Below are 12,153 nucleotides of genomic sequence, written 5' to 3' on the forward strand. Positions count from 1 at the left end.
TGGATGAATCGTCATCGCGCTTTAGGTTGTTGTTTGCGCATGATCGTTCCGGAAAACCGCTTCGCACTTTTGCGGATCATGCTTTAGGCTACGCAATGGCCGAGCAGCTCGGGATGCGCGGTGCAGATGTGATGCGCGCCGGCGTCCTTGAGCTCGGCCTCGCTGCCATAGCCATAGAGCACGCCGATCGCGGTCATGCCGTTGGTGCGGGCGCCGATCACATCGTGACTGCGGTCGCCGATCATGATCGCGCTGCCTGCATCGACCTTGGTCTGGTCCAGCGCGTAGCGCAGCAGGTCGCGCTTGTCGACACGGGTGCCGTCGAGTTCGGAGCCGAACACGCGCTCGAAATACGGTTTCAGGCCGAAATGATCGACGATGCGGGTGGCATAGACGACGGGCTTGCTGGTCGCGACGAACATGCGCGGTGTCGTTGCGGCCAGCGTCGTCAGAGTGTCCACGATGCCGGCATAGGCCTCGTTCTCGAATAAGCCGACGTCGGAAAAGCGCTCGCGATAGAGCAGAAGCGCGCGGTCGGCGAGCTCGTCGGTTCCGGTGAGCTTCTTCAGGCTGGCATGCAGCGGCGGCCCGATGCACCAGGTCAGTTCGTCCTCGCTCGGCACGGTGACGTCCAGCCGCTCCAGCGCATACTGGATCGAGCGGGTGATCCCCGGCTTCGGGTCCGTGAGCGTGCCGTCGAGATCGAAGAAGATTGTCGCCATGCCGCCGGATCCTCGGTTGATGCCGTCCCGTTGCTAGTTGGATCGGCTTTCAAGTCAAGAGCGGATGCGTCATTGCTGCCGGGCCCATTCGACGATCGCGGCGGCGTCCTCACCGGCCTGCGCCTCCCAGGTGGCGACCGTGACCGATGCCGCCTTCCGGAGCGCGGCGAGGAGCGATTGCGGTGCTGGCTCGGCGATGGTGACGCCATTGTCGCGCATGCGTGCATAATTTTCGGAGGTGCGATGGGCCAAAAGCGCGAACTGGCTTTGCTCGGTCTCGGCGGCCGCTGCCATCACCTCGCGTTGCATCGGTTCAGGCAGTTCGGCAAGAACGTCGCTGCGAACGAACGCGATCGACACCGGCATCGCGTAGTTGATGGCGGTGAAGTGCGGCAGGAACTCCCAGAGCTTGCGCCCGGCGCCGCCGTCGCCGGAGGTGAGGAACGCGTTTAAACGATGCTCCTTCAGTCCCGCGAGCGCCGCGTCCATCGGCAGGAACTGCGCGTTGGCGCCGGCCGCGCGCATGACCGCGCTGGAATTGGCGTCATAGGCCCGCAAGTCCAGCTTCGGCAGATCGTCGGCGCCTGCGAGTGCATGCTCCGACCACAGGCCCGTGGCAGGCCAGATCGTCAGATAGAGCAGCTTGAGGCCGCGGGCCGCCAGCGCCTTCTCGTAGAGCGGGCGCGCCCGCAGATTGGTGGCGCGGGCGAGCTCGACCGATTGCACGAGGAAGGGCAGGGTGGACAATCCGAGCACCGGGTCGACGCCGGAGAGCGCGCCTGCGAAGGCATCGCCGCCGGCGATCCGGCCATCGAGCGCGGCGCGCGGCATCTCGCTCGAATTGATCTTGAGCTTGTTGTCGAAGGCGTTGGTCACGGTCACGAAGCCGTGGGTACGTTCGGAAACGCGGCCAGCAAAAGTCGCAAGCCCGATCCCGGAGATGTTATTCTCAGGGTATTCCGTGGTCATTTGCCAAGTGACTGGAGTGGTGACCTGGGCGAGGGCCGGCGCGACGTTCAGGATCAGCGCGATCCAGGCGGCGAAGGCGACAATGGTGCGGATCCGTTTGGCGGGGGAATGCATTGAGACAGGCAGGTCAGGCAGCATAGATTGGCAACTCATCGAACCATGGCACGGTGCCACAGCGTGGCGGATCATCTTGTCGCACGCCGCGCCGGCGGACGCCACCGCCATGCCTGCATGCAATGGGTGCAGATTGCATCTGGCATCGTCACTGCGCTGCTCGTCTCGGTGTCACAGGTCCCGGCGTCGGAGAGTTCGCCGACACAGATCGATGCCAGTCCCAGCGCCGAGACGCCTGCGAAGCCGCCGGAGAAGTCCGATGGCCGTGAGAGCGACACGCGGGAGTCGATCTGCCTGATCGTGGAGGCCGCCGCGCGCGATGCCAATCTGCCGCTGGAGTTCTTCGCCCGGGTGATCTGGCAAGAGAGCCGCTTCCAGGCCGATGCCGTCGGTCCCATGACGCGCAGCGGCGAGCACGCACAGGGGATCGCACAGTTCATGCCGGGCACGGCGAGCGAGCGCGGGCTGCTCAATCCGTTCAATCCGGTGCAGGCGCTGCCGAAGTCGGCGGAGTTCTTGAGTGAGCTGCGCAACCAGTTCGGCAATCTCGGCCTTGCCGCGGCGGCCTATAATGCCGGTCCGCGGCGCGTGCAGGAATGGCTCGCCGGGACCGGGCCTATGCCGGAGCAGACCCGCAACTACGTCTACGCCATCACCGGCACCAGCGTCGATGCCTGGGCCAAGGCGGGGAGCACCGGCAAGGGGCCGCCGAGCTCGCCGCCGACGAGCTGTCGCGATCTGATGGCGCTGCTCAAGCGCGCGCCGAATGCCTTCGTCGCTGAGCTCGAGCAGCATGTTGAGCTTGCGGCCGCCAAGGCCTGGGGCGTCCAGCTCGCCGCCGGCTTCGACCGCAACAGGGCTCTTGCGATGTACTCCCGCGCGGTGACGCGGCTTAATACGGTGATCGGCGACCGCGATCCCAGCCTGCTGTCGTCGGTGATGCGCAGCCGCGGCACGCGCGCCTTCTACCAGGTGCGCATCGGCGCCGACACGCGAGCCGAGGCTGATGAACTGTGCGGCCGTATCCGCAAAGCCGGCGGGGCGTGCTTCGTGCTGAGGAATAGGGGTGTGAGCGGGTAGGGGCGCGTCTCTCTCCGCGGGTCATTCCGGGGCGCGCCCTCTTGGCGCGAACCCGGAATGACGGCAGTGGGGTACGCGCTGTGCGCGCGCGCGCATGCCAGCCCCGCCGCGCCCTTTCTTGACGCGCGCCGCCGCATCGCCCGTTATGCGAGCACGATTCCTCATCCGGCCAAGACTTCCCGTGGCGCTCCCTCCGCTCGATTCACCGCAATGGAATAGCCGCTGGCTTGCCTTCGGCTGGGGGCTACGCTCGATCACGCAGACGATCCTCACCATCGTGCTGTTCGTGACTTATCTCGGCATCGGTGCGCTCGCCCATGATACCCATTTCAGCCTGGTCTGGGCGCTTTGCTCGACGCTGTTCGTCTGGGCAGGACCGGCGCAGATCATCCTGATCACCACGCTCGGCTCCGGTGCCACCATCATCCAGTCGGCGATTGCAGTCACCGTCAGTGCGATCAGGCTGTTTCCGATGGTGGTCTCGGTGCTGCCGCTGATGCGCACGCCGACGACCAAGCGGCGTGAGCTGGTCTTTGCCGCGCATCTCACCGCAGTGACGCTGTGGGTCGAATGTCACCGCTTCCTCCCGCAAGTGCCGCGCGAGCGGCGGATCGCTTTCGTTCATGGGCTCGGCTGCGGCCTCGTCTCGGTGTGCCTCGTCGCCAACACGGTCGGCTATCTCCTCGCCGCCAATCTGACGCAGACGCTTGGAGCGGCGATCCTGCTCTTGACGCCGCTGTCCTTCCTGTTCTCGACCGCGCGCAACAGCCGCGAGGTTGCCGATGTCGTCGCGCTCGTGCTGGGCATATTGCTGTATCCACTCGCCGCGAAGATGAGCTCCGGCCTCGATATTCTGGTCAGCGGGCTTGTGGCCGGCACGATCGCCTATGGCGTGCATTGGTGGCGGGAGGTGCGCGCATGAGCTTTGCGCAAGCGGTCGGCGACTGGCAGGCGCTCGCGGTGCTGTTCGTCGCCGGCGTCGTTCCCAACCAGATCTGGCGCATGCTGGGCCTGTGGTTCGGCGGCGGCATCGACGAAGGCTCCGAGCTGCTGGTCTGGGTGCGGGCGGTCGCGACCGCGATTCTTGCCGGCGTCATCGCCCAGATCGTGGTCGAGCCGCCGGGCGCGCTCGCCAGCGTGCCTGATGTGCTGCGCTACGGCGCGGTGGCTGCCGGCCTCGTCGTGTTCCTCTTGACCCGCCGCTCGATCTTTGCGGGTGTCGTGACCGGCGAGGTCTTCATGCTGGCCGGCAAGTGGTGGTTGGGCTAAAACCGCCGGCGAACAGCCAAGGAACAGAAAATATGGTTCGCGAACAGGAGCTCCGCGAGGGCGAGATCGCCATCGAGCTGCCGCCGACGCAAGACGCCGGTCTCGTCTTCATCGGCCGTATCCGCACCCCCTGGACGTCGCGGCTGGAGACGCCGCGGCAGGGACGTCAGGACGGTCCGATCTGCCGGCTCGAGATCTTCGAGCCGTTCGTGCCGGCCATCAAGGGCGTCGATTTCTACAGCAATCTCGAAGTGCTCTACTGGCTCGACCAGTCGCGCCGCGACATCATCCTGCAAAGCCCGAAGAACAACGAGAAGACCCGCGGCACGTTCTCACTGCGCTCGCCGGTGCGGCCCAATCCGATCGGCACGTCGATCGTGAAGCTGGTCGGCATCGAGGGCAATGCGATCCTGGTGCGGGGCCTCGATTGCATCGACAACACGCCGCTGATCGACATCAAGCCCGATCGTTGCGAATTCACGCCCCTGGCCGCGCCGCAGAAGGGCGATTTCGAGACGGAGTGAGGGGCGCACCCCTCTAAGCCCGTCATTGCGAGGAGCTCTTGCGATGAAGCAATCCAGATTGTCTCCGCGGATGCATTCCTGGATTGCTTCGCGGAGCCTGTCATCGGGCCGCGCTTCGCGCGGACCCGTTGGCTCGCAATGACGGGGTGTGTGGCGTCAGCCCGCCTGCAACGCCGCCATCAGCTTCGCCGCGTGCTCTTGCAGCACCTTGTCGTCTTCCTTGCGGCTCGCGGGCGGCAGCATGGCGACGCCGTCGTGGCGCGGCATAACATGCATGTGCAGGTGAAACACGACCTGTCCGCCGGCGGGCTCGTTGAACTGTTGCACGGTGATCCCGTCGGCCTTGAAGGCCTTCATGGCGGCGGCCGCGATCTTGTGCGCGCCGCGAGCGACATGGGCGTAATCGTCAGGCTTGATGTCGAGGATGTTGCGGGCAGGCGCCTTCGGAATCACCAGCGTGTGACCGGGCACCCGCGGCATGATGTCGAGGAAGGCGAAGACATGCTCGTCCTCGTACACCTTGTAGCAGGGCAGCTCGCCGCGCAGGATCTTTGCGAAGATGTTGTTAGTGTCGTAGGCGGTCATGGCGGCGGCTCCCAAGAAACGTTCAAGCACTTTGCGCTCAGAATTTTGCGCTTACTGTCACCAGCAACAGCAAAGCGTCAAGGCGCCTCGTCGGCGCCTTTTCGGAACGGGCCGAGCTCGGCAAGCTCCCGTCCGGCCTCGGCGATATAAGCGCGCTCGCGCTTGAGGTAATCGTCGATGGCGCGGCGCAGGCCGGGATCGGCGATGAAGTGCGCGGAATGGGTCGTACGCGGCAGGTAGCCCCGCGCGATCTTGTGCTCGCCTTGGGCGCCAGCTTCGACATGTCTGAGGCCGCGTTTGATGGCGAAGTCGATCGCCTGATAATAGCAGACCTCGAAATGCAGGAAGGGATGATGCTCGACCGCGCCCCAGTTGCGGCCGAACAGCGTGTCCGAGCCGATGAAATTGATCGCGCCTGCAATCCAGCGATTGTTGCGGCGGGCCATCACCAGCAGCACGTCCTCGCTCATGGTCTCGCCGATCAGCGAGAAGAACTCGCGTGTCAGGTAGGGGCGGCCCCATTTGCGCGAGCCGGTCTCCATGTAGAATTCGAAGAAGGCGTCCCAGGCGTGCTCGGTGATGTCCTTGCCGGTGAGCCAGTGGATGGTGATGCCGGCGGCCAGCGCATCGCGCCGCTCGCGCTTGATCGACTTGCGATGGCGCGAGTTCAGCGTCGCCAGGAAGTCGTCGAAGCTCGCAAAGCCCTCATTATGCCAGTGGAACTGCTGGTCGGTACGTTGGAGGAAGCCGTGCTGGGCGAGCAGCTTCCATTCGCTCTCCAGCGCGAAGGTGACGTGGACGGAGGAGGCCTTGCTGACGCCGCACAGCGCGATGAGGCCACTCGCCAGCGCCTCGGTGATGCGCTCGCGATCGACGCCATCGCGCACCAGCAGCCGCGGCCCGGTAGCCGGAGTGAAGGGAACCGAGACCTGGAGCTTCGGATAATAGCGCCCGCCCGCGCGCTCATAGGCGTCCGCCCAACCGCGGTCGAACACGTACTCGCCTTGGGAATGCGATTTCAGATAGCAGGGGACGAGGCCGACGACGCGGCCATCGACCTTGGCCACGAGATGCCGTGGGCCCCAGCCGGTGCGAATGGTCGCCGAACCCGATTTCTCGACCGCCGACAGAAATGCGTGCGAGACGAACGGGTTATAGGCAGGTTTTGAGAGGCCGAGGGAATCGCCTGGAAGTCCGGTTGAGGTTCCGTTGCCACCCCCAAGGCACCGGCCGCCGGGATTGGCGCAAGCGTCCCAATCCTCGGGCGAGACTTCGCCAATGGATGGGACGGCCTCGAGCGTAATTTCGGATGATGCCATTGGCCCCAAGATCGTGCATTGCAGCAGCGACTTCAAGGGGGCCGGAACATACGTAGCGGTTGGCCACCGCCCTCATTGCCGCGGAGGGAGCGATGCCCCTACGGCACGAACCCCTCAAAAATCATCTGGTCCGCATATTGGCCCACCCGCGTCCGTTGCTCCGGAGTGCGGACCGTCCAGCCGAGCAGCGCGCAGCCGAAGACGTTGCGGGCGATCCAGGGGGCGGGGGCCGGGAGATGGTCGACCTTGAAGGCGACGAAGTGCGGCTGGGTCTGGAAGCCGTGGCGCAGGTAGAGCATGCTGTCGAGCTGCTCCTGCGTGAGCTTGGCCCAATAGTCGTCCTCATAGGTGCGTTGCGCGACGATGCCGCGCGGGCGGGAGGGCAACAGCTGGCGCAGGGCCAGCACCTGGTCGGGGTCGAAGGACATGCCGACGGCCGGGCCGTCATAGGACGCCAGCACCTCGGCCATCCGCTTCACCAGCTTGCGGTCGCCGCCAAAATGGCTCTTCACCTCGATCACCAGCGGCACACGGCCGGCGACGAGGGCGCAGAGGTCTGACAGCGACATCATCCGCTCAGGCGTGTCCTTGAACCTGACGGCCTTCAGCTCGGCCGCGGTCTTCGAGATCACGTCACCGGTGGCCTCCGTGAGGCGGCCGAGGGCATGGTCGTGATGCACCATGGCCTCGCCATCGGCGGAGAGCTGGATGTCGACCTCGATCGCGAAATTGCCGGCGATCGCGGCTTGCACCGCGCCCGGCATGTTTTCGACGACGCCACGGGAGATGTCGTGCAGGCCGCGATGGGCGACCGGCCGGGCTGTCAGCCAATCGGGAGCGCGCATTTGGCGTCAGGCGACCTCGAACACGCCTTCGACCTCGACCGCCGCATCGGCGGGCAGCGAGGCGACACCGACGGTGGTGCGGGCATGGCGGCCCTTGTCACCGAAGGCGGCGACCATCAGGTCGGAGGCGCCGTTCAGCACCTTCGGCCCGTCCAGAAAGTCCGGCGCCGAGTTGATGAAGCCGCCGAGGCGCACCACGCGCACCACCTTGTCGAGATCGCCGAGCGCCGCCTTGACCTGGGCCAGCAGATTCACCGCGCAGCCGCGTGCCGCCGCGGCGCCGTCTTCGATGGAGACGCCGGCTCCCAGCTTGCCCTTGGCGATCAGCTTGCCGGCGGGATCGAAGCAGACCTGACCGGAGACGAACAGCAAATTGCCGGTGCGCACGAACGGGACGTAATTGGCGACAGGGGTGGGAGCCTCGTGCAGTTTGATGCCCTGTTCCGCCAACTTCTGCTCGACCGTGCCCGCCATGTCCGACCTCGTTGTCCAAAAATCCTTCGCCCCGGCGCGACCGCTGGCCGGGCCGGCCCTGTTTCGCCTATCAGGCCGTCACATGCAAGCAACCCGCAAGCAGATGCCTTTTTCCGAGGCGGGGCAGCAGGTTCAACGGCAGGCCGCAACTTTACGTGAAACGGCCTCAGTTGCGACGCAATGGAACGGTCATTAAAATGTTGAATCTGCGCTTCCCCAAGGATGCGTCCTCAAGGAATAGACATGGTGCACCTTTTCCGGACTTCGCTCGGTGTGATGGCGCTCGCGGCGGCCGGTTTCGGCCTTGGCGAGGGCGCCCAGGCCGCGAACGGTCCGTTCCTGCCGCACCAGGCGCTCTATGATCTCAGCCTGGTGAAATCGCGCTCCAACTCGGTCAACAGCGCGCGCGGCCGCATTCTCTACAACTTTACTGGTAGCTCGTGCGAAGGCTACACCTCCGAATTCCGCCAGGTGTCCGAGCTCGACAGCGGCGAGGGCAAGGTCACGCTCAGCGACCTGCGCTCCAATTCCTGGGAGGATGCTGCCGGCAAGAGCTATCGCTTCAAGATCGAGACGCGCATGAACGAGGCGGATGCCGGCCGGGTCGACGGCTCGGCCGAGCGTGACGGCGACCACATCAACGTCAAGCTGAAGCTGCCGGAGCCGAAGAGTTTCACCCTCGACGGCAAGATCGTGTTCCCGACCGAGCAGATCCAGCGCATCATCGCCGCCGCCAAGGACGGCAAGTCGCTGCTCGAGCTGTCGGTCTATGACGGCTCCGACGACGGCCAGAAGGTCTACAACACGCTGACCGTGATCGGCCAGCCGATCCCGGCCGACCGCACCACCTCGTCCGATCCGTCCACGTCTGACGAGCACATGAAGTCGCTCAAGCGCTGGCCGGTCACCGTCAGCTATTTCGACCGCGACGCGCAGCAGAAAGAGGGCGAGCAGACGCCGGTCTATGCGATGGCGTTCGAGCTCTACGAGAACGGTGTCTCCCGTCAGCTCGTGCTCGACTACAACGATTTCGTCATCGCCGGCGCGATGGGCAAGTTCGACGTCAAGGACAGCAAGCCCTGCAATTGAGAGGGCAGTAAGAGATATCTCTTCTTCACTTCGTTCCTTCGCAATGACGGACTAGCTCTCGTCACACTCTCCAGCTACGCTCCATCGCAACAAGAACCTCAGGGAGCCAGCCCATGCCCAAGCTCGATCATCTGCGCCCCAGCGGCCTGCATCACAATCCCGCCTATTCCCACGTCGTCACCGCCTCGGGCGCGCGCACCATCTACATCTCCGGGCAGGTCTCGGTGGACGAGGAGGGGCGGATCGTCGGCGAGGGCGATATCGCCGCGCAGACGACGCAGGTGATGCAGAATCTCGGGCTCGCGCTGAAAGCGGCCGGGGCGAGCTATTCCAACATCGTCAAGATCACGACCTTCGTGGTGAACTACAAGCCGGAGCTGCGTCCCATCATCGGCAAGGCCCGCTCCGCCTTCTTCGAGGGCATGGAGCCGCCGGCCTCGACGCTGGTCGGCGTCTCCGCGCTCGCCGCGCTGGAATGGCTGATCGAGATCGAGGCGATCGCGGTCGCGGATTGATGTCGCAGCAGCCGTAGCAATCCAGGTCGCGCTACGAGTGCTTCGTCTCTGACAGCTCTTGTAGAGTCGCCATCGCTTCGTCGGCCCGGTCAACGGGTACGAAGAGATGGTCGTGGTGGAACGCCGACACGGCATTCACGCTGATGCCGGTGTTTGCGAGGCGCACCGTGATCGCCGCCAGCAAGCCGACGGCATCGAGTGCGGAGTGAACAGTGAGGGTGATCAGGCGTGAGGCGAATGCGTAGTGCAGTCCCGCGCGTTCGGCGTCCTGGCGAGGGAGCACTAGCGTCGTTCCTTCCTGCTCGCGAAATGTCATGAGCGGATCGAGTGCTGTGGGAATAGTCTCGTCTGCCGCGATCGTGCAAAACACAAAAATACCCGGCTGCAGCTGCGGTTTCATATGCCGCAGCAGCGCGTCGAGATCGCGTTCACCGGTCATCACTCCTGCGCCTTCTCCGGCCCCTCATAGGCAATGCCGCGGATCACCACCGCGCTACCGAACTTCTTGCGCAGGCTGTCCACGGCGCGTTCCGCATGGGCGGCGCGGCGGTCGAGCATGTCGGTATCGTCGGCAGGGGAGCTCTCGCGCAGTGCGCTGACGCCGGCGCCCATCAGGCGGAAGGCGGTGCCGTCGATCTCCTTCGCCAGCATCTCGCGGCAGATCGAGAAGATCTTCGCGGCAAGCTGCGTCGGCGCTGCGATCGATTGCGAGCGCGTGCGCTGACGGAAATCGGCGGTCTTCAGCTTCAGCGTGACGGTCGAGCCGGCGAGCGCGCTGCTCTTCAGCCGTGTCGACGTCTTCTCGCACAGCCGCCACAGGATCTTCTCCAGCGTCGCGAAATCGCGGATGTCGGTGTCGAAGGTGGTCTCGCTGGAGATGGTCTTGGCGCCGCGGTCGGGCTCGACGCGGCGGTCGTCGATGCCGCGCGCAAGGCGCCACAGCCTGCGGCCATCGCTCGGGAACTGCCGCATCATCTCGATCTCGTCGGCCTTCTGCAGGTCGGCGATGATGCGGAAGCCGCGCTGCACGAGGCGCTCCTGCGTGGCGGGGCCGACGCCGAAGATGAAGCCGACCGGCCTCGAAGCCAGCATCGCACGCGCTTCCTCCTGGTCGAGCGCGGCAAAGCCGCGCGGCTTGTCGAGGTCGGACGCGATCTTGGCCAGGAACTTGTTGCAGGACAGGCCGACCGAGACGGTGATGCCGATGTCGCGCTCGACGTCGCGGGCAAAGCGCGCCAGCACCTTTGCGGGGATCATGCCGTGCACGCGCTCGGTGCCGGAAAGATCGAGGAAGGCCTCGTCGATCGAGAGCGGTTCGACCAAGGGCGTCAGCGCCTGCATGGCCTGGCGCACCTCGCGGCCGACGCGGACGTATTTGGCCATGTCCGGGCGGATCACGGTGGCGTGCGGACAGGCCTCGAGCGCCTTGAACATCGGCATGGCCGAGCGCACGCCATAGGTGCGCGCGATGTAGCAGGCGGCCGAGACCACGCCGCGCTTTCCCCCGCCGATGATGACGGGCTTGTCGGCGATGTCAGGGTTGTCCCGCTTCTCGACCGTTGCGTAGAAGGCGTCGCAGTCGATATGGGCAATGGTCAGGCTCGCCAGCGCGCGGTGGCGGACGAGGCGAGGGGAACCGCAGGCGGAGCAGCGGCGTACCCCCATATCGAGATCGGCCGAACAATCCCGGCAGAAGCAGCGAGGCCCGGCCGGGTCGAGCGCGGTCACGGCACGTCGCGCTCCCAATTGGGATCGCCGAGGGCGTCGCCCAGGACCTGCCGCGCCGCGGCAACGTTGGTGGGATGCAGTTCCGCCGAGCTGGCAAAGGCCTTCACGGTGGCATCGTCCCGCATCACGAAATCGAGCACGCTGAGGAGGAAGTTCGGGTCCGAGGCGGCGTTGCGCAGGGTCTCCGGACCGACGCCTGTCTCGGCCAGGAACAGGCCCAGCCGCTCGGGCTCGCTGGCGACGAAGGACAGCGCCTGAATCGCAACGATTTCAGCGACTTCGCGGGGGTTGTGAACAGGCTTTTTCAAGGGGACGGTTTGCCTTTCCGTTAACTTTCGGTCTCTAATTTGGAATCATCATGCCCGAGTCTCGGCCTCAAGTCTTCCGACCCCAGACAAGCAACTGGAAACCACATCGCAGAAAGTCGACCCTCGGGTTTAACGAAACTCAAGCGAATCTGAGGCTAGTTTGAATCCAGTTTTCGAAACGCCGGCGAGCGGCGTCTGAGGCGTCACATGGACCGGTCCTTCGGACCAATCAGGAGGGCGGGATGGCTAAGACCGTCCTGATCGTGGAAGACAACGAGCTCAACATGAAGCTCTTCCGCGACCTGTTGGAGGCGCACGGCTACCAGACCACCGGCACCAGCAATGGCTACGAGGCGCTCGACCTCGTTCGCAAGATGCGGCCCGACCTCGTGCTGATGGATATCCAATTGCCGCAGGTCTCCGGCCTCGAGGTGACGCGCTGGATCAAGGACGATCCGGAGCTGCGCACCATTCCCGTCGTCGCGGTCACGGCATTCGCGATGAAGGGCGACGAAGAGCGCATCCGCGAGGGCGGCTGCGAAGCCTATTTGTCCAAGCCGATCTCGGTCGGCAAATTCATTGAGACGGTCCGGCGTTTTATCGGATAGGAAG

General features: G+C 65.0%; 17 protein-coding genes. 8 read left to right on the forward strand and 9 right to left on the reverse strand.

Going from position 1 to position 12,153, the window contains the following annotated elements:
• Positions 1–83: 83 nt before the first annotated feature.
• Together P6U31_RS16340 and P6U31_RS16345 are read right to left on the reverse strand one after the other, a co-directional pair.
• Positions 84–722: an HAD family hydrolase gene (locus tag P6U31_RS16340; protein WP_407189411.1), complete on the reverse strand. Its 639-nt coding sequence runs from the start codon at positions 720–722 to the stop codon at positions 84–86.
• Between the two features lie 69 nt (positions 723–791).
• On the reverse strand, positions 792–1,829 hold the full coding sequence (locus P6U31_RS16345; protein WP_407189412.1) for a TRAP transporter substrate-binding protein: 1,038 nt from the start codon (positions 1,827–1,829) through the stop codon (positions 792–794).
• Between the two features lie 93 nt (positions 1,830–1,922).
• Between P6U31_RS16345 and P6U31_RS16350 the strand changes: the two genes are divergently transcribed.
• The 4 genes from P6U31_RS16350 to tsaA all read left to right on the forward strand — a co-directional run bounded on the left by P6U31_RS16350 (position 1,923) and on the right by tsaA (position 4,678).
• Entirely contained in the window at positions 1,923–2,885 is a 963-nt protein-coding gene (locus P6U31_RS16350; protein WP_407189858.1) for a transglycosylase SLT domain-containing protein, read from the forward strand.
• Positions 2,886–3,066: 181 nt separating this feature from the next.
• Positions 3,067–3,807, forward strand: a complete 741-nt coding sequence (locus P6U31_RS16355) for an AzlC family ABC transporter permease (RefSeq protein ID WP_407189413.1) — start codon at positions 3,067–3,069, stop codon at positions 3,805–3,807.
• Positions 3,804–4,154 (forward strand): AzlD domain-containing protein, encoded by a 351-nt coding sequence (locus P6U31_RS16360; protein ID WP_407189414.1) that lies wholly within the window; start codon positions 3,804–3,806, stop codon positions 4,152–4,154. The genes P6U31_RS16355 and P6U31_RS16360 overlap by 4 nt, the downstream gene beginning before the upstream one ends.
• A gap of 32 nt (positions 4,155–4,186) precedes the next feature.
• Positions 4,187–4,678, forward strand: coding sequence for a tRNA (N6-threonylcarbamoyladenosine(37)-N6)-methyltransferase TrmO (tsaA, locus tag P6U31_RS16365; protein WP_407189415.1), 492 nt, complete (start codon positions 4,187–4,189; stop codon positions 4,676–4,678).
• A gap of 156 nt (positions 4,679–4,834) precedes the next feature.
• Here the strand turns inward: tsaA and P6U31_RS16370 are convergent, their stop codons facing one another.
• The 4 genes from P6U31_RS16370 to P6U31_RS16385 form a co-directional block, all read right to left on the reverse strand.
• Complete coding sequence (locus P6U31_RS16370) at positions 4,835–5,263, reverse strand: HIT family protein (protein ID WP_407189416.1); 429 nt, start codon at positions 5,261–5,263, stop codon at positions 4,835–4,837.
• 77 nt (positions 5,264–5,340) lie between these two features.
• Complete coding sequence (locus P6U31_RS16375; protein WP_407189417.1) at positions 5,341–6,582, reverse strand: GNAT family N-acetyltransferase; 1,242 nt, start codon at positions 6,580–6,582, stop codon at positions 5,341–5,343.
• 98 nt (positions 6,583–6,680) lie between these two features.
• On the reverse strand, positions 6,681–7,427 hold the full coding sequence (locus P6U31_RS16380) for a glycerophosphodiester phosphodiesterase (protein ID WP_407189418.1): 747 nt from the start codon (positions 7,425–7,427) through the stop codon (positions 6,681–6,683).
• Positions 7,428–7,433: 6 nt separating this feature from the next.
• The gene (locus P6U31_RS16385; RefSeq protein ID WP_014494672.1) at positions 7,434–7,901 is read right to left on the reverse strand and encodes a RidA family protein; all 468 of its coding nucleotides are present in this window, start codon (positions 7,899–7,901) and stop codon (positions 7,434–7,436) included.
• Between P6U31_RS16385 and P6U31_RS16390 the strand changes: the two genes are divergently transcribed.
• The 3 genes from P6U31_RS16390 to P6U31_RS16400 all read left to right on the forward strand — a co-directional run bounded on the left by P6U31_RS16390 (position 7,900) and on the right by P6U31_RS16400 (position 9,505).
• Entirely contained in the window at positions 7,900–8,097 is a 198-nt protein-coding gene (locus tag P6U31_RS16390) for a hypothetical protein (RefSeq protein ID WP_407189419.1), read from the forward strand. The two genes, P6U31_RS16385 and P6U31_RS16390, sit on opposite strands and share 2 nt — an antisense overlap.
• A 47-nt stretch (positions 8,098–8,144) precedes the next feature.
• Positions 8,145–8,990 (forward strand): cell envelope integrity EipB family protein, encoded by an 846-nt coding sequence (locus tag P6U31_RS16395; RefSeq protein ID WP_407189420.1) that lies wholly within the window; start codon positions 8,145–8,147, stop codon positions 8,988–8,990.
• A 113-nt stretch (positions 8,991–9,103) separates the two neighbouring features.
• Positions 9,104–9,505 (forward strand): RidA family protein, encoded by a 402-nt coding sequence (locus P6U31_RS16400; protein WP_407189421.1) that lies wholly within the window; start codon positions 9,104–9,106, stop codon positions 9,503–9,505.
• Positions 9,506–9,536: 31 nt separating this feature from the next.
• Here the strand turns inward: P6U31_RS16400 and P6U31_RS16405 are convergent, their stop codons facing one another.
• From P6U31_RS16405 to P6U31_RS16415, 3 genes are read right to left on the reverse strand one after another with little or no spacing between them, the layout of a single operon-like run.
• Positions 9,537–9,944: an ACT domain-containing protein gene (locus P6U31_RS16405; protein ID WP_407189422.1), complete on the reverse strand. Its 408-nt coding sequence runs from the start codon at positions 9,942–9,944 to the stop codon at positions 9,537–9,539.
• On the reverse strand, positions 9,944–11,233 hold the full coding sequence (locus tag P6U31_RS16410; RefSeq protein WP_407189423.1) for a DNA polymerase IV: 1,290 nt from the start codon (positions 11,231–11,233) through the stop codon (positions 9,944–9,946). Before P6U31_RS16410 ends, P6U31_RS16405 begins: the two co-directional genes overlap by 1 nt.
• Complete coding sequence (locus P6U31_RS16415; protein WP_407189424.1) at positions 11,230–11,541, reverse strand: DUF3572 domain-containing protein; 312 nt, start codon at positions 11,539–11,541, stop codon at positions 11,230–11,232. Before P6U31_RS16415 ends, P6U31_RS16410 begins: the two co-directional genes overlap by 4 nt.
• 242 nt (positions 11,542–11,783) lie before the next feature.
• Here P6U31_RS16415 and P6U31_RS16420 point away from each other — a divergent pair, with 242 nt between their 5' ends.
• Positions 11,784–12,149, forward strand: coding sequence for a response regulator (locus tag P6U31_RS16420; RefSeq protein WP_027573612.1), 366 nt, complete (start codon positions 11,784–11,786; stop codon positions 12,147–12,149).
• Positions 12,150–12,153: the final 4 nt, after the last annotated feature.

This window comes from Bradyrhizobium centrosematis (assembly GCF_045571495.1).
GTDB lineage: Bacteria > Pseudomonadota > Alphaproteobacteria > Rhizobiales > Xanthobacteraceae > Bradyrhizobium > Bradyrhizobium centrosematis.